General features: G+C 39.3%; 11 protein-coding genes. 1 reads left to right on the forward strand and 10 read right to left on the reverse strand.

Annotation, left to right across the window (positions count from 1 at the left end; genetic code table 11):
- Positions 1–90 precede the first annotated feature (90 nt).
- The 10 genes from GR929_RS13580 to GR929_RS13625 form a co-directional block, all read right to left on the reverse strand.
- Positions 91–1,266 carry a FecR family protein gene (locus GR929_RS13580; protein ID WP_159520672.1) on the reverse strand — a complete coding sequence of 392 codons (1,176 nt, stop codon included), beginning with the start codon at positions 1,264–1,266 and terminating at the stop codon, positions 91–93.
- A 241-nt stretch (positions 1,267–1,507) separates the two neighbouring features.
- Positions 1,508–2,065, reverse strand: a complete 558-nt coding sequence (locus GR929_RS13585; RefSeq protein WP_159520673.1) for an RNA polymerase sigma-70 factor — start codon at positions 2,063–2,065, stop codon at positions 1,508–1,510.
- Positions 2,066–2,316: 251 nt separating this feature from the next.
- The gene (locus GR929_RS13590; RefSeq protein WP_159520674.1) at positions 2,317–3,600 is read right to left on the reverse strand and encodes an L-cysteine desulfidase family protein; all 1,284 of its coding nucleotides are present in this window, start codon (positions 3,598–3,600) and stop codon (positions 2,317–2,319) included.
- A gap of 128 nt (positions 3,601–3,728) precedes the next feature.
- Positions 3,729–4,181, reverse strand: a complete 453-nt coding sequence (locus tag GR929_RS13595; protein ID WP_159520675.1) for a protein-disulfide reductase DsbD domain-containing protein — start codon at positions 4,179–4,181, stop codon at positions 3,729–3,731.
- Between the two features lie 12 nt (positions 4,182–4,193).
- A complete protein-coding gene (locus GR929_RS13600; RefSeq protein ID WP_159520676.1) occupies positions 4,194–6,134 on the reverse strand; it encodes a protein-disulfide reductase DsbD family protein in 1,941 nt (646 codons plus the stop codon).
- Positions 6,135–6,483: 349 nt separating this feature from the next.
- A complete protein-coding gene (locus GR929_RS22170) occupies positions 6,484–6,744 on the reverse strand; it encodes a glycosyl hydrolase 53 family protein (RefSeq protein ID WP_159520677.1) in 261 nt (86 codons plus the stop codon).
- A gap of 171 nt (positions 6,745–6,915) precedes the next feature.
- Positions 6,916–8,547, reverse strand: coding sequence for a RagB/SusD family nutrient uptake outer membrane protein (locus tag GR929_RS13610; protein WP_201301012.1), 1,632 nt, complete (start codon positions 8,545–8,547; stop codon positions 6,916–6,918).
- 10 nt (positions 8,548–8,557) lie between these two features.
- The gene (locus GR929_RS13615) at positions 8,558–11,986 is read right to left on the reverse strand and encodes a SusC/RagA family TonB-linked outer membrane protein (protein WP_201301013.1); all 3,429 of its coding nucleotides are present in this window, start codon (positions 11,984–11,986) and stop codon (positions 8,558–8,560) included.
- Positions 11,987–12,085: 99 nt separating this feature from the next.
- Entirely contained in the window at positions 12,086–13,066 is a 981-nt protein-coding gene (locus GR929_RS13620; RefSeq protein WP_159520678.1) for a FecR family protein, read from the reverse strand.
- 87 nt (positions 13,067–13,153) lie between these two features.
- On the reverse strand, positions 13,154–13,744 hold the full coding sequence (locus GR929_RS13625; protein WP_159520679.1) for an RNA polymerase sigma-70 factor: 591 nt from the start codon (positions 13,742–13,744) through the stop codon (positions 13,154–13,156).
- A 387-nt stretch (positions 13,745–14,131) separates the two neighbouring features.
- Here GR929_RS13625 and GR929_RS13630 point away from each other — a divergent pair, with 387 nt between their 5' ends.
- On the forward strand, positions 14,132–18,013 hold the full coding sequence (locus GR929_RS13630) for a hybrid sensor histidine kinase/response regulator transcription factor (RefSeq protein ID WP_159520680.1): 3,882 nt from the start codon (positions 14,132–14,134) through the stop codon (positions 18,011–18,013).
- Positions 18,014–18,222: the final 209 nt, after the last annotated feature.

The following is an 18,222-nucleotide window of genomic DNA, read 5'->3' on the forward strand; positions in this document are numbered from 1 at the left end:
AACTGTAAATGGTTAAACTTTGTTTTAACTATAGATTTGGAAGAGGGGGCGTTGGCAGACGATCTCCTCTTTTTCTTTAAAGCAGTTTTTTTAATTTATTCTGATCTCCTTTCCTTCTTTTGTAAAATTCACTTCCTGCGTTTCTTCTAAAAGTTGAAGCATCCGCTCCAGGTTTTCGTAGCGTTTAATTTCACCGGTAAACTTTAAACTACGTTTACGTTCTTGTTCAAATATGACATCAATATCATACCAGCGCGAAATGGTATGCATCATATTTTCAAGGTTCTCGTTTTTAAAATAAAACACGCCCTCTTTCCATGCCACATATTCGTTTACATCAACTTTTCGTACCGAAATATCACCACTCTCTTTATACATGTACGTTTGATATCCGGGCACCAGTGTTTGTGTTAATTCCGGGTTATCCTCGGTGTACACTTTTACCTGGCCTTCAACCAGGGTGGTATAAATCAAATCGTCGTTGTTATATGACGACAAGTTAAACTCGGTACCCAAAACTTCCACAACCTGCCCCTGCGACACCACCTGAAATGGCATGGCCGTATTTTTAGTTACTTCGAAATAGGCTTCACCTTCCAGTTCCACCTGACGAACATCGCCAACAAAAGCAGTGGGGTAACGCAAGCGGCTGTCGGAATTTAACCACACCTTTGTGCTGTCTGAAAGAATTACAAAGTATTCGGCACCACGCGGAATTTCCAGTGTATTGTATTTTACCTCGGCCACCTCTGTTGCCTTAGTTCCGACATACGAAATCTGGTTTCCCTTATTCAAGATCTGTGCCCCATCAACCTCACCGTGAAAATCACGTCCTTCTGCCAGGTCGACACTTTCTCCATCATCAAAAATCAACCTGGCTTTGCTGCTTCCCGGAGGTATTATCATCTCCCGGGCAGTTGTTACATTTTCACTTTCAGTAGTTGTATCGACAAATAAATACACCGACAACATGATAAGTACTGTAGCAGCAACCGACGCACTTATTTTAATCCAGTCGGGCATCCTTCTGATTTTTTGATCTTTTAAATGCGGTTCTATTGATTTCCATGCATTTATAAAATCATGATCGCGGGCGTTCTTTACTTCTCCTGTTTTATAATAGTGTAGTACTTTCTCGAAAAAGACCTGATGAGAATAATCCGCTTTCAACCACTGATTGAACTCCTTCTCCTGGCGCACTGATAACTTGTCGTTAATCTTTTTCCAGATGATTATAAAATCGATATTATTTTGCATCTCAGTCATAAATACGTTAGTAATTTCACCTTTATGACAACAAAATACACGAGAGGGTGACAATTTTTTTAATTAATTTTAACTAAAAATACAAAAACACAAAATTTGTGAAGTGATTTGGACCGAAAACGGAACGACCAGAATTTAAATGAGTACACTATTAAATGACAACAGACTGCATCAAACAGGTAAAACAACTCGTGAAAATTGGTTTGCCGTAAAACCAACTTTTTTGACAAAAAAAAAAACATCAGAGGATAAACAACAGGTTCGTTTTCTGCAACAAAGCTTTACGCAGCTTTACGCGTGCCCTTTTTAATTGTGTCTTTACGGAATTTACTGAGATATCGAGCTCTGAAGCAATCTCATCTTGTTTCATCCCATCCAAAAGCTTTAAACGAAACACTCGCGCCATTTGTGGAGGCAGCTCATCAATGGATTTCTCAATTTTATTTAAGATATCCAAATCGATAAACTCTACTTCTTCATCATCACTTCCCAATATGGCTTCAATGTACAAAACATGGTGTTTATCCTTCACCTTCAAGCTTTTCAGGTGATTAAGACAGCGATTACGGATTGCCTGATAAAAATAGGATTTAATGGAGGTAGCAATATCAATTTTTCGCGATTTATCCCAGATATCTATAAAAAGCTCCTGAACCAGATCTTCGGCTTCAGCCTGATCAAAAATAAATTTCTCGGCATAGTGAACAAGGCTCTCGTAGTACTCATGAAAAAGAGATTCGTAGACTACTTTGTTGCCTTTTTTTATCTCGTTGAATAATATTTTATCTTCTACACGCACTAATCCAAATTCATTTAAAAATCTAAATTAGAAAAAAGATAGATAAATCGACAGCAACAAAGCAATTCGAAGAATAATTTATCGGCAGTTTTACATTTCGATATCTTTCATTCTTTTAGCTCACGCAATCATTTCGAAAAACATAGCTATTAACATGAAAATTTAAAAGACGAATGTCTCAACTTATACTATTTGGTCCGAGATTAAGCGAATGAACTTGAAAATAAAAACTATCAGGCAACCCGGTTCAATTATTCACCTAACATTATTCGAATAATCTCTTTATCAGTTTCACGCATGCCTTTACTTGCCAATTGCCCAATATTCTCAATCGTGTTCTCAACCCCCTTCTTAACGATACCATCACCACCATAAAATTGTTGTCCGTTTTTATACATATGATAGCCTAATATGCCTGCTTCAACAGCTGATGCTATTTTTCCTGCACAGGATGGTTTTGCTCCATCACAAATAATTCCGGAAACGATTGCTAAGGCGTTTACAATGGTATGTGCTACCTCATCTAACCGTCCTCCATGTAGCCATGTAATTCCGGCTCCGGCACCAACACCTGCCGATATGGCTCCACAATAAGCCGACAAACGTCCGATTCTGGTTTTTTGATGAATCGTAATCAGGTTAGCAACAATCAATCCCCGGTACAATGTTTCCCGATCAACGTTCAGTTCGTTTGCGTATTCGATCACCGGTAACGATGCCGTTAATCCCTGGTTGCCACTTCCCGCAACAATCATTACCGGCAATCCGCAGCCACTCATTCGTGCATCAGAACCGGCGGCAGCCATAGCCTTTGCCCGCACTTTTATGTCAGTAGTGCCCCAGCTGTTTAGTAATACCGATCCAATGTTTGCTCCCCAATTGTTCTTAATCCCTTCATTAGCAATAGCGGTATTATAACTTACCTGCTTTTCAAGCAGATCTTTCACTTCTGCTATTTCCACTGACTCGGCAAAATCGAGAATACCCGCCACACTCATGAATGAACGATCCACAATTTGCTGAGGAGTTATATCGTTACAATCCTGTTTATAAATCTCCGATTTATTATTTTTTGTTATGCGTACAATGTTGGTATGAAAATGAGATATCTGAACCGATGCACTTTCAGCACCACTAAAAACAGTTACTCGTAAATCAAAAATGATTTCGCTATTTAAGGAAGTGACCTTAACTTCATTTGTTTCGAGAAAATTTCGCATTTGCAATCGCTCTTCCTCCGTAATGGAGGAAATTACCTCCAACACCTTTGCTGCATCTCCCGAAATAATTCCTGCTACAGCAGCGACCTCAATTCCTTTTAACCCACCCGTGTTCGGAACAACAACGCTCTTTACGTTTTTAATAATATTATCACTGGCCTCAACCAATACACGTTCCGGCATTTTTTCCAAAATTTTTGTAGCCACGGCACTTGAATAAGCAATCGACATTGGCTCAGTGCAGCCCATCGCGGGAATCAACTCTTCCCTTATAATATTTAAATATGCACTATATTGTAAATCTGTCTTTTCCATTTTTAAGTTTAAAATAATCTTCAATGCTTGGGGTAACATTCCTCAAAAACCAGCGTTCATCTCTCCAGCGTACGAATATAAAATAGCCTCTTCAAAAAATTTTTGCCACCATTTAAAACAAAAGCATTCTACTCAATCACAAACTCAAATTCCTCATCGGTTGGTGGTGTGCACATTTCGTCGTTACAGCTCATCCATTGGATATAACCGCTAACTTTAGCAGGTTTTTCAATTACCCAAATTTTGTGCGAAATCGTAGCCTCACCTTTAAAGTAGGTAACTTCCATATCGAACATTTTATCGTGCGTCTTATTTGATGGAGTCACTTCCACTGCCTTACCATACTCTTTGCAGTTTTCCAGAGCCTCGAAGTTAAACGATGTTTTTACAGGGCCACCATCGTCCATAGTTAAACCATAAAGTTTAAACCCCATATCAATTTTAGCAGTAGCTACGATCTCGTATTGATTACCACCTTTCAGAGGCTTAAGTTCTATATCCCATTTTACCGGCTCGATCATTTGTGCGTGGGCAAACGCTGCTACAGCAATAAACCCCAAGGCGAAAATTAGCTTCTTCATCAGTATCTATTTTTATTTTCTGAATTTCGTTAATCCTTCATTTAGCCACTCAATAAAATCTTTCGGATCGGGATCATAGCTGTATCCTTCCCCTATCTGCTTTTCGTTTTCATTCAAGATAACATAGTATGGCTGCGTATTCCGGTTAAATCTTGATATCTGGAAGTCGGTCCATTTATTTCCAACGGATCTAACTTTTCTTCCGGTTGTTTCGGAAACATATTGTTCTTCTTCCGGTAATTTCGTTTTTAAATCAACATACAGCGAAACGACTACAAAATCTTCAACTAACTTTCGCTTAACTTGCTGATTCACCCATACATTATCCTCCATCTTCCGACAATTTGTGCACCCTTTTCCGGTAAAATCGATTAGCAATGGCTTTCCGGTTTCTTTGGCTTGAGCCAATGCTTCCTCGTAATCGTCGAATAAAGGAATTCCATGCGGACCGATGTGCATACCCAAAGCCATTGTGCCAGCCGAATTACCAGAACGATAAGCCCCGGCAGGCATCGTACGGCCAACGCCAAGTGGCGACTCAGCATAATCAACCGGTGGCGGGAAACCACTTATCAGTTTCACCGGTGCTCCCCATAAACCCGGGATCATATAAATTACGAAGGCAAATACCATTGTCCCGGTCACAAATCGTGAAACCGGCAAATGATTCATTGGTGAATCGTGTGGCAGCTTGATTTTCCCCCAGAGATACAGCGCCAGTCCCATAAAAATGGCAATCCAAATGGCGATGTAAACTTCACGTTCAAGGATGTGCAAATCAAGCACCATATCGGCAATGGATAAGAACTTAAAGGCAAACGCAAATTCCAGAAATCCTAAAACAACTTTTACTGAATTTAACCAGCCACCTGACTTTGGCAGCGAGTTCAACCATCCCGGGAACGCGGCAAACAAGGCAAATGGAATGGCCAGTGCCAGCGAAAATCCCAACATACCAATTACAGGCGCCAAACCTCCGCTTCGTGCAGCTTCAACAATTAAAGCCCCAACAATTGGTCCGGTACACGAAAATGAAACCAGTGCCAAAGCGAACGCCATAAAGAAAATACCCAGCAATCCGCCTTTGTCTGCCTTTTCATCGACCGCATTTACCCAACTGCTGGGCAACACAATTTCGAAAGCTCCCATAAACGAGAACGCAAAAACAAAAAGCAACAGGGCAAAAAACAGGTTAAACCACGGATTGGTAGAAAGACTGTTTAAACTTTCGGCACCAAACACAGCAGTGACAACCGTACCCAATATCACATAAATAAGAATGATGGACATTCCGTACCAAAGTCCGTTGCGAATTCCGATGGCTTTTGTTTTACTTTGTTTGGTAAAAAAGCTTACCGTCATCGGAATCATCGGGAAAACGCAGGGCGTTAATAGTGCTGCTAATCCTCCTAAAAAGGCCAAAAAGAATATACTCCAATAATTTCTTGTGTCACTATTATCCGTGGTACTTGAAGCTGCTGTCTCCGCGGTTTGTTGACTTTCACCTCCCAGATTAAAAGAAAATTCGGCCTGGGTGGGAGGCGTACACATTTCGTCGTCGCAACTCATAAACTCAATGTATCCGCTTACTGAGCCGGCACCAGTCGTTTTCACTTTCTGAGTATACGAAACATCATGCTCGAACCATTTCAAATCCATTTGAAACGATTGGTCAAACTTTTCCACGACCTCCTTGTTGGGTGTTGGTTTCCCCAGTAATTCCGCATTTTCAAGATCTTCAAAATAAAAACTGGTTTTAATTGGCCCTCCTTCTGGCAAATCGGTTGAATACATGTGCCAGCCATCGTCAATTGTAGCTGTAAAAACCAGTTCAACCTCGTTATCCGAAATTTTGTTTTGTGAAAAGCTCCATTTTACCGGTTCAACAATTTGTGCATTTGCAACACCGGTAAATATTATTAAAACAAACGCAATCAACAGTTTTCGTATCATCCTATTTTCTATTAAACATTCTAAATCTCAAAAAAATAATTTGCTTCCAACAACGGCTTTTAAATAGTTGTTTGCAGGTAAATACCTGGAGAGACAACTACATCGTATGACAACGTTTTTTTATTTTGGGTGACAAAATTCAAACAAGAGGACTACGAATAACGACATTATTCTGCCTTTTCAACAGAGTAATTTACTCACACCGAAAATAAGCAATTGGGCTTAACGAATATAACCCAATTTATATATTTAACTTTTAATAGGGCTACAAAAATTATTTGATTAATGAAACGCAAACACCGGCTTCCCGTCACTATCAAATTTGACTTCCAGAACCCGGGCATGCCGGCTAGGGTCGTATAACGGATCTTCTAAAAGTTCTCAGTCGGATCGAATTCATTCCGTGGTCTTTCACTATGTTGAAACAATCTTCTTCCTCTCCGTTGTCGTTGTAGAATTTGTAGCCAGCGGCTTCCATCTGCGGCAGCCAGCTAATGTCTGCTCCTTTCGCAAAACTAGTTCGATTGTTACTCTGCACCTCAGACTGCTTTGAGCACGATACCAATAGAAAAACTGCGAATAAAGCAGTAAATAACCATGGTTGTACCATAGCTTGATTTTATAAGTTTACGTATCGGCTGGAGGCTGTTTTGCAGAAGTATATTAAAGGAAATTTGAAGCTCAGTTATGAGAGACCTCCGACCTAAAGTGACAAAAAAAATGCTTTATACCGATTTCAGTTGAAGCCGGTATAAAGCATTTAATTTCATTTCACAATTAGCTAATTATCCTGATCAAATCCAGGACGTTCGTACCATTGTGTTAGTGTCTTTCCATATCCTTCCGCTTGTTTTACGGCGTAGTCAGGAATTGGGAAATATTGACTCGTTGGCGTGTACCCTTTACGCTCAGCTGTTAACTGACGGTACTTATTGAAACGGATTAGGTCGATTTTTCTACATCCTTCGAACATTAATTCATGTCCACGTTCCATCAAAAGTGCATCCAGAAAGCCCTCATAGCTGGCCACTGCGTCACCGATCAATGCTGGCAAACCGGCACGATCACGAACATCATTAACTGCCTGCAGTGCGTCTCCCGTCGGTACCGTCTGATTTTTGCGCGCTACTGCTTCGGCATACATCAATAGTACATCAGCCCAACGAGCTAACGGAATGTCGGTAGGTTGGAATGAGCTTTCAACTTCAACTGGATATTTATTAATAATAAATCCGGACCACAAGTCACCAATATCATCCCTGGTCACCACTGTAAAATCGTTCCGAACATACGAAGTCAATATGGTGCTGGCGCGATTGTCCTCAGGATCGAATGTATCATAAAACTCTGGAGACACATTGAAACATTGTCCCCATCCGCCACCTTGTGGATAGAATGGAGAAGGTATTGTTTTTGCCTCATCCTGATATTTTGACACATCCCAGGGAAGAACATAGAATGATAGCGGGTTGAAGTTTCCATTTGCAGCTGATCCATCGCCGGCATCAGAAACGGAGACCGCCGCAATCACCTCAACATTAAATTTATTACCTTGCTTAAACTGGTTCGCATACGCATCATCTCCCCCATTGCGGAATAAAGCATATCCTGAAGTTTTCAGTTCATTGTACATAGCAATCGCTTTGTCATAATATCCGCTCATATAAGAACCTTCATTCAAACAGTGACGCATTAGACAAAACCGGGCGTAATCAGCAGTATATCTTCCCTTCGGCTGATTATTGGGCATATGTGCTGCCGCAAATTCAAAATCTTCAGTAATCCATTCAGTCATTTGCTCCAAGGTAGGACGCTCGAGACTTTCCTCAGCCTCAATATCTCCAACCAATGCCGGATCTACAATAACCGGAACAGGACCGTAAATGTGCATGAGGTAGTACATCATCAAACCACGTAGTAATCTGGCTTCTCCCACCAAAGCATTCTTTTTATCTTCCGTAAGCACATCAGTTGCCTGAATATCACCAATAATTTGCGTAAACCGGGTAATGTCCCTTACTTTTTCAAAATGAGATACACTACTATTTGAGCTACGTCCATAATATACACAGTCTTCGTAATTGGCTTGCGAAAGAAGGCTCCAGGCACCGCCCCACGTGCCTATTTCCCAGGCATTACTAAGGTCTGATGTAACATCGAATACGCGAATAATCCCACCTTCAGGCACATAAAAGTTATGCTGGTTTACACCAGTAAAGTTGTATACCCAATTGACAGAGAATGGAATATAACAAGCCATCATGTAAGACTCAAAATCGGACTCTGTTTGAGGGAAATTAGTCGTAAAAAGGCTCCCATATATTTTGGGCTCAAAGTTATCCTCACAACTTGTTGAAAACAAGGAAGATACTATGATTATTAAAGCTATTATTTTATTTTTCATTGTCATCATTCTTAATTTTTTAATTAAAATTAATTCTCACGCCTGCTGAGAAGGTCCTCGTTTGTGGATATTCAGCCTTGCCTCCTTTATAGTCTCCACCGCTTCGAACTTCCGGGTCAAAACCTTCAAAATCCGTGAAAGTAAGTGGATTTTGTGCATCAACATAGATACGAATATTGCTCACATATTCTCCCATGAGACCTAGGCTACGTCCGGCGATATTATATCCCAGCGTTATATTTCTCACGCGTAAAAAAGAAGCATCCTGAAAGCCTACATCTGTGCCAGCACTACCAGGTAGAGCCACCGAAGCAAGATTCCAAGCAATTCCTGGCATTGTCCCATCAGGATTAGACTCTGAATTCCAAATTCTTTTTGCAAACGAATTTGAGTTTTGCACTTGATTTGCCAGGTTGCCTGCATGAGCCCAATCCAGGGCATAGTTATACTTGTTCACGCCTAGCTGTGAATAGACAAATACATCTAAATCAAAGTTTTTATAGGTAAACGTATTTCCAAAGCCAAAATAAATATCCGGAACCTCGTTTGTCATTACGATATCATCTACTGTAATCTCGCCATCTTCGTTTTTATCTGCGATAACAGGATAACCAGGATGACGGGCTTCTTCGGGTTGTGAAGCCGGCATATTACTCATATCACCATTTATTATGCCGTTTGTTTCGTAATAATAGCGAGCATTGACCGGTGCATCTTCCTGAAGTTCGTAGTCATTATAATCGTAATTTGGCATTCTTTCTTTCCAAATCGCGTCATATTTTGAAAGTGTTAAAGTAGAATTCCAAACGAAACTGGCAGTTTGGATAATCTTTCCGGTAATATTAGCGTCCCAACCACTTCTTCTGAGATGCGCTCCGTTTATTGGGTAGGATCCGAACATTGACAAGCCTGCCGTATTTGCATCGCCAAGCATATCGGTAATATCGTTTTGGAATACATCGAAACTACCGGATAACCTGTTCTTCAGAACGTAAAAGTCAACTCCAATATTTTTCATCGTGGTTTTCTGCCAAGTAACATTCGGATAATCTAATCCTCTCAGTGTGATAGGAATATATTGAACAGATCCCCCGTCAAAACTTACACGACTGTAAGGTTTGTATGTTCCATACAATGTGGTACCAAGATTATCGCTTCCTGTTACACCATAACTCGCTCTCAATTTTAACAAGTCAATCCATGAAACAGAACTAAGAAAACCTTCGTTTGACATTTTCCACGCCATCGATACTGATGGAAATAACGAGTACTTTTTCTCCGGGAAAAACTTATCGGTACCATCTCTACGAAGAGTGGCAGCAATAACGTATCGATCCAGGAGATCAATATTTGCACGAACAAACTGTGATCTCTTTTCATTGTCGCGGCGATACGAACCTGGCTTATATACACCACTGGCGGCACTGATGTTATCATTTCCGATCGCATCATGCTGACCATCGTACGCCACATTCAGTCCATTCGCTGAATTCAAATATTTCCCAACACCAGCAACAACATCAAATGTTACCAAGTTTTCGATTGATTTATTGAAACTTACAGTTGCCTCAAACGTTTGATTTTCGCGGCTATCGGTCGCAAGGTTCCCTCTTGAACTGTACATTTGATCGAAGTATACATAGGAAGGGATATAAACGGAACGCTTTGTATTATTTTTATTGTTACCGTATAGCAATCTACCTTTTAATGTGTTCTTGATAATATCCACATCGGCAACAAAATTCAAATAAGTTCCTTCCGTTTCCGTGTCATCACCAATCTCCTGCAAAGCCACTGCATTAGGAATGTTTAAATATTGGGTGTACTCTCCATCTTCATCTCTAATTGGCAAATAGGAGGGATAGGACAGCGCGGCGGTTAGGGCACCGGCGGCTTGTGAGCCTCTGCCACTTGACGTTCCACCTACCGATGAATTATCGTAACGGTTACGGTTCACATTCACTGTAGAGGTGAGTTTTAAGAATGGGAAAAGCTGAAGGTCAATATTACTTCTCAACGAATAACGCTTCATACTCGAGTTGGTAACCGTACCCTCCTGGTCGTAATAATTACCCGACACATAGTAATTTACATTCTCACCACCTCCATTAATAATGATATTATGATTTGAGATACTTCCATTTTTTAAAATCTGGTCGCTCCAATTGACAGTTTCGGCATTGCTAATTTGCTCGCCGGAAAATGGAGCAGTCCAACCTCCATCGAATTCATTCGATCCAAAAACGCCCATATCATTATTAAACAAATACTGATCTCTACTGAAGTTATTCACGAGAGTCATATAATCCGGTGCATTTAGAGGCTGAAGGTATTCATAGTTTGTTACCAGTGACTGACTTCCATCATAAGTAACTTTTAACGGACCTTTTTTACCTTTCTTTGTTGTGATCAGAATTACACCATTTGCCGCATCAATACCATAAATGGCAGCAGAAGCATCTTTCAATATTTCGATTGACTCGATGTCCTCAGGATTGAGACCGGCAAGACCGGCACGGTCAACTGAAGCTGGTATTACGGTTGCTGAACCACCCGATCCGGATTCCAGAGACCCTGATGGCATTACAACACCGTCTACAACATAAATTGGATTATCAGCACCACGAATTGAGATATCAACATTTCCTCCTGGCTGTGCACTGGTTGTCAATGCCTGAAGACCGGCCGCTCTTCCCAATAGCAACTGAGACATATTACTGTTTGCCGATTTAGCTATTTCACTTGCATTTACTTTAGAAATAGAAGTCGTCAGGTTCTTCTTTGAAACAGTACCGTATCCAATGGCTACAACTTCGTCCAAGCCAATTGAGCTAGTCTCCATCTCAACATTTACGATTGTTTGGTTTCCAACAGGAACTTCAACCGTAGTCATTCCAATAAATGAAAAAACCAACGTCTGGTCCGAACTTACACCATTCAATGAAAAAGCTCCATCAACGTCCGTAATTGTACCAATCGTAGTACCTTTAATAACAACAGTTACTCCAGGGAGTGGCTCTCCAGACGAATCAGTCACTTGTCCCGCAACCGTCTTTTGTTGCATCGCAGCATTTGCAGTCTGTTTTTCCGAATAAAGCATGATGTGTCGATTTTGAATGTTGTAACTAACATCCGTTCCATCAAATAAAACTTTCAATACTTCGGTAATCGGTTTATCATTGAACTCTACAGTAACCTCTTTTTTCAGATTAATGTATTCAGCACTGTACGCAAAGCGATATTCGCTCTGTTTTTCAATAGCTTGCATGATGTCTTCCAGAGTAGCACTCTGCATGGCTAAGTTCAACTTTGTGTTCTGGCTGTATACGCCAGCAGACACTTGCATCAAACCAACCAACACAAAAAGAAATGTTAAACGCATAACTCTTAAAAATTTTTTGTTCCAGATTGGAGGCAATACTCCACTGGTACTACAGTTTTTTTTCATAATTTTGTTTGATTTGTTAATACTATTTATTCATCCGACCAAGATGAATGATTCAAATTGCCGGGAAGTGCGACCAACACTTTCCGGTTTTTATTTCAGTTAGTTATTCTTTTTTATTCGAATGACGTCTCCTTCCTGAATCGCTTCTATTGGAGTAATGGTTTCCATTAACTTCAAGATATCAAAGAGCGATTCATTTTTTATTGTGTAGGTGTACTGGAGCTTTTTAACATCTTCATCCACCTCAAATTTCTGATTGTATCGTTTATCCAATTTAACTGCAACTTCTTCTAACGACAGGTTATAAATATTGAGTATTCCATCCTTCCATGAGGTATGCAGATCAACATTCACATCTTTGATGAAAAACGTTTTATTTTCTTTATTAAAAGAAGCTAATTCTCCGGGCTTGATCTCTTTATCTATATCGTCATACTTTTCAGAATACATTTTAACGCTTCCTTCTTCCAGAGTGACTTTGAATAGGTTGTCTTCGGGATAGGCAGAAACATTAAATTTTGTACCCAAAACCTTTACATGTATTGAGGAACCGGTTACAAGAAATGGGAGTTTTTTATTTTTTTTAACACTAAAGTAGGCTTCTCCATATAATTCAATATTTCTATTTGAAGAGGCAAAATCATTACTGTATTTAATGTATGAACCCGAATTCAGCCACACTTCAGACGAATCGGGTAAAACGACGTTGGCAATCTGCCCCGCATCCGCTTTTATAATACTATACTGTTGACTGGTGTTAAACTGAAGTCCCAGCATTTTTGCACTGATGCCGACAACAGTGAAAAAGGCTACTAAAACTGCCGCATACCGAAAAACCTTCAGGTAACGAGTAGACTTTCTCAACTCACGCTGAGTATCTTCCAGAATTACTTTCTGCATGATATTCCAGGCATCTTTCGACTGACCAGGCATATCTTCCGATAACATCTCAGATTCCCACTCTTTCTTAACATCCTGAAACTTCTCCAGATGCCGTCCCTCTCTCATCCAACCAAGTAAATCACGGTGTTCTTCATCGGCACTTTTTCCAGATAAGTATTTTTTGATAAGCGTCTTCACAGTTATGTCTTTACATGAATGTTTTACATGAGGAGTACACAGTATTCTATAAATACCCTACCTTAATACTTCCTTTTTCAGAAAAAATTATTTAAGAATTACTGCAATTAAGAATGCCATCATGGGATATTTGTCCAATATTTCTCGCCGAATTTGCTCCTTCGCCTGCTTAAGGTGTTTTTCAACGGTTTTTATCGAAATTCCCAGTTGCTCCGCGACCTCTTTGTTTTTAAGGCCCTCAATCTTCGATTTCACAAAAACCTCTTTTCTCTTTTCGGGAAGTTTCTCAATTTCGACTGTTATAGCATCTATTAATTCTTCTTCGATTGATTTTCGTTCGATTCCTGTAAAGTCGAGTTCAAACAAATGTTGTAAGTCAACTTCCTTTACGTTCTGGATTTCGGTTTCAGAATATAAAAATTTATTGTCTCGCAGATAATTTAGACATCGATGGCGTAGCATTACAAAAAGCAAACTCTCTACCGACTGGTTTGGTTTGATTGTCTTTCTTTTTTCCCACAAGCTCATAAAGCACTCCTGAACTAAATCATCGCTTAGGGATAAATCAGGAACAAATAACCGACAATAACTGAGTAAACGTGGGTGGGTTAGCTTAAAGATATCTTCAAAAGCGTCAGCATCCCCAACTTTTAACCTACTATTTATGTCTGCTTTCATATTGAGTTTCAAAATTAGAATAAAAGTTCTAGAACCGACCACACATACCGTGCTATAGAACAAACACAGATTGGACGATTTTGAATACAAATTAGACTAAAGAGCTAAAAGTTTCGTTCTTGTTCTTTTCGGATTGAGAAGAGATATTAAATGCTAAAACGACGATAAAAAAGCCTTCCTTTATCGCCTTATAATTAAATACTTTCGCCTTTGTTCGATTGAAAATTGGATTTCATGAGAGTGGCTCTTGCAGCATCGTTTCTCGATGGAAATTCGAATCGTACGATTGCGGGTCTTTTTTCGATTGCGTTCTTTTTATATAAATTTAACTCCGATGACAGTCGTAAATAATTTCTCAATTGCACTTTTTATTAGCAGCATAAAAAAATGACTAACAAATTGATTTTAATCCTGATATGTTTATTAACGTCTACTATTTTTTTCGGGCAGGATATGACATATCAGTCCTTCAACAATTCATTGCTTAGACTTGAGGCGAACTCTATCCGCGTTCTCCTTCAAGACAAACAGGGACTAATGTGGATTGGTACCAATCGAGGACTGTACAGTTATGATGGTTACGAATCGTTTCCCCATTTTACTCCGGGAAGCACGGAAGATCGGGTCATTAATTGTGGTTTGTTTTACAAAGATGACCTTCTATTGTTAGGAACAGAAGCTGGAATTCTAAATTACAATTATAAATATGACACCTATGAACCTTTCGAACTTGAATCTACGAAGGATATCAGAGCGATGGTTATCTCCGACAAAGATCTTTGGTTAGGATGCGCTGACGGACTCTACCGATACAATTTTCATCAAAAAAAGTTGTTTCCCATTTTAGTTGACGCAAACGCCGGCATCATACACTCCCTTCTCGAAGACGAAGGCTATCTTTACGCAGAAGCTTATGGGTGTTTGAGTAGAATTTCGCTAGACAGTTACCAGTTTGAAAAACTTGAAGGCGATCGTTCTGACCGTTGCGGACGTCTGATCAACTCATTACTGAAAGACGAAAGCCGCGATTGCATTTGGATCGGAGAAGGCTCCAAGCTCACAAAGTATTATCCGTCAACAAATACATTTGAAAGCTTCTCCGGTTTTCCCGTGGTTAAATCAATGGAACTTGATTCTGACAACAACCTGGTTCTGGGTACCGACAATGGCCTCTTTATCTTTAATGAAAAAGAAACGAAACATTTTGTACATGACTCCCGAGAATCAAATTCGCTTGCAAGCAATATTATATGGGATGTTTTTAGAGATCATTCAGATAATATCTGGTTAGGAACGGATTTTGGTATTTCAATGGCACCACGTCACCTCAAATTCGAATTCTTTCCAATTTTTCAAATCAGTGGAACTGGACAAGGAAATCAATTTCATTCCATATTTCTGGACTCAAAGGGTTATTATTGGCTTGGGGGAGATAATGGGATAATTCGCACCCGCAATTACACAACTGTTGATGACAGTGTGCTTTGGTATAATATGGGCAAAAGAGAATCTTATATTTCTCACAGCCACATCAGGGACATATTTGAAGACTCGGGACACAACTTATGGGTTGCCACTGATTATGGGATTAGCAGATATGATTATGAGCACGAGAAGTTCACGACTCATTTCATCCGTAGCGAAGATCGTTCCTATAACGCCAATTGGGCTTACGATATGTTGGAAGACAGTGCCGGGAATTTGTGGATATCGAGTTTCAACGGAGGAATTTTTAAAATTAGCAAAAGTCGACTTTTTACTAGTCCGAACTTAAATATAGCCAACGCCCACTACTCTACAAATAACGGACTATCAAGCAACAACATAGACCAAATCATATCCGACAAATCCGGAAATATTTGGGCATTAAACACAAGCGCTGGAATAGACGTCATAAATAGTTCAACCGGAATAGTTGCGAAATACCCCATATTGGATTATACGAATGGAAGCACACCGGATTATATGATCAACGACTCCGATGGGTCTATTTGGGTGGGCTTCAGAAACGGAATTGTAAAAATTGATCCGATAAGTCAGGAAGCTCAAACCATTAATTTTGAGGATGCGAATAATGCATCGATACTGTCAATACTGGAGGTGGAAAACCGTATTTGGGCTTCGTCTACAGAGGGACTTTGGATCATTGATAAGCAAGGATTTGCGATACATCATATCCCGATGACAGATAAGTTATTCTTAGATATGTACTACGACAAGCAATCAGAGGAGATTCTTTTCGGAGCCCATGACGAGATTGCCAAGTGCTCTCCAGCCATTTACAAAACAAAAGATGAAATTCGAAATATCGTTATCTCTTCTATCACTGTGAACAATGAAGAATATCTATCCAACAGCAATGAGTTAGCAGTTCGTTACTCAAATAAATTGGAACTACCGTATCATAAAAACAACCTTATTATTCGGTTTTCGGACCTCCAATATTCAAAAAAGAACAAGAGCGGTAAATACATTTTTAAATTGGAAGACGATGAGAACTGGACGGCTTTAAAAACAAATGAAAGGACAATCCATTTAAATAGATTATCACCAGGACACTACAACCTAACCGTTGCCTTAAAAGAATCACCAAACGCTCCGATTCGGACTTTTAAACCATTTTTGATTGTTATACATCCTCCGTGGTATCTCACAAACACAGCCCAGATTGGTTATATTGTACTATTGATGGGACTTATTATTTGGGGAATCGCTTTTTTCAATCAAAAGCATAAATTAAAATTCGCGCAAATTGAGAAGAAAAAAACACTTGAGCAGGCGAAGTTAAAAATTGACTTTTTTACCAACATTGCGCATGAGTTTAAAACTCCGCTAAGTCTGATTATTGCTCCTCTGAGTGGCCTCATCTACGAAACAAAAAATAGCAAAGAAAAAGATGCTCTTAAGATGATCCATCAAAATGCGATCAAGTTAAACTCCCTTGTTCAGCAAGCTATTGATTACTACCGGGATAATAGTAAAATTCCAATGGGCCTTGTATTGTCCAGAGTTGAAATGGTAGAATTTACCAAAAGCATTTTTACGACTTACAAAGAAAATATGAAAGGCAAGCAAGTTGAATTTATATTTGATTCTAATGTAGATGAGATTTTTATTGACATTGATATATTAAAAATGGAATCGATAATAAACAACCTGCTGTCTAATGCCTGCAAATACACAAATGGAGGAGACAGTATTATATTATCTCTCGAATTCAACGCAATACATAGCAGCATAGAAATAAAAGTCTCGGATACCGGAATAGGAATCCCCGAAAAAGACTTGCCTTTCATTTTTCAGCGATTTTTTCAATCGAATACAAACGCAGGAAAAGAGGGAACCGGAGTTGGCTTATCTCTCGTTAAGAATTTTGCAGAACTTCACGGGGGAACGGTAAATGCAACTTCAAACAAGGAAGAAGGAACCTCGTTCATTGTGAAGTTGCCGGCAATAATGAATGCTTCTGTTGAACAATCAACGACAAAAATAAATAGCAACAGAGAATCAACAGATAAATCCCTTATTGTTATTGTAGAAGACAACGCTGCCATTGCGAATTTTATCTATAATATTTTCGTCCCGGAGTTTCGTTGCATTATTGCTTCTAATGGAAAAACCGGATTAAAGATTTGTACAGACCTGAAACCTGATCTTATTATTTCAGATATAATGATGCCAGTCATGGACGGCTTGGAGATGTGCCAGAGACTAAAAATAAACACGTTCACATCAACGATTCCCGTTATTCTGCTAACAGCTAAAGATGATAAGGAAACTGAACTTAAAAGTATTAATTTGAAGGTGGACGCTTTTATTGCAAAACCTTTTGATTCCAACATCTTGTATTCTCGCGTAAAACAATTACTTGAAACCCAAAAAAGTTTACGGAAGAGAATACGGGTAGAAAAGATTTCTACCCCAACGATGGAAAAAGTTGAGTCAGCGGACGAAAAATTCCTCGCTTTTATCACCGACATCATCGAAAAGCATATTGCCGACCCGGATTTAAACGTGAGCTTTTTATGCGAAAAAGCGGATATATCACAAAAGCAGTTATATAGAAAGATCAAAAACCTGACTGGCTTAACGGCTATCGACTATATAAAATCGATCAAGATGAAAAAGGCAGCAATGCTTTTGACAAACAAAAATTTCACCGTTGCCGAAGTCATGTATAAAGTAGGATTTTCCAATCATTCGTACTTTGCCAAATGTTTCAATGCTGAATTTGGAAAAACCCCACGCCAATTTATAGAGCTTATGTAGGCTTTTTAGAAAGAGCTAACTTGACATTTACGTTTTCAGGTGGAAATATTTGGCATTCTTCTCTATATCCGGAGTCTACAAAACAGACTAAAAAATGTGTTGCATTTTCTATTATACTGAGAAGGACACACGCTGTTTTCGAATGAATTCAAATTTGATCCTATGAAAATACAAGTGTCATACTAATTCCATTTTCTTTCTGTATTTGT

This window comes from Sunxiuqinia indica (assembly GCF_009847015.1).
Taxonomy (GTDB): domain Bacteria; phylum Bacteroidota; class Bacteroidia; order Bacteroidales; family Prolixibacteraceae; genus Sunxiuqinia; species Sunxiuqinia indica.

What these genes read in the sequence shown, in the direction of transcription:
- GR929_RS13580 (WP_159520672.1), bottom strand. Translation starts at nt 1,266, where the DNA reads ATGACTGAGATGCAAAATAATATCGATTTTATAATCATCTGGAAAAAG.
- GR929_RS13590 (WP_159520674.1), bottom strand. Translation starts at nt 3,600, where the DNA reads ATGGAAAAGACAGATTTACAATATAGTGCATATTTAAATATTATAAGG.
- GR929_RS13595 (WP_159520675.1), bottom strand. Translation starts at nt 4,181, where the DNA reads ATGAAGAAGCTAATTTTCGCCTTGGGGTTTATTGCTGTAGCAGCGTTT.
- GR929_RS13600 (WP_159520676.1), bottom strand. Translation starts at nt 6,134, where the DNA reads ATGATACGAAAACTGTTGATTGCGTTTGTTTTAATAATATTTACCGGT.
- GR929_RS22170 (WP_159520677.1), bottom strand. Translation starts at nt 6,744, where the DNA reads ATGGTACAACCATGGTTATTTACTGCTTTATTCGCAGTTTTTCTATTG.
- GR929_RS13610 (WP_201301012.1), bottom strand. Translation starts at nt 8,547, where the DNA reads ATGATGACAATGAAAAATAAAATAATAGCTTTAATAATCATAGTATCT.
- GR929_RS13615 (WP_201301013.1), bottom strand. Translation starts at nt 11,986, where the DNA reads ATGAAAAAAAACTGTAGTACCAGTGGAGTATTGCCTCCAATCTGGAAC.
- GR929_RS13625 (WP_159520679.1), bottom strand. Translation starts at nt 13,744, where the DNA reads ATGAAAGCAGACATAAATAGTAGGTTAAAAGTTGGGGATGCTGACGCT.
- GR929_RS13630 (WP_159520680.1), top strand. Translation starts at nt 14,132, where the DNA reads ATGACTAACAAATTGATTTTAATCCTGATATGTTTATTAACGTCTACT.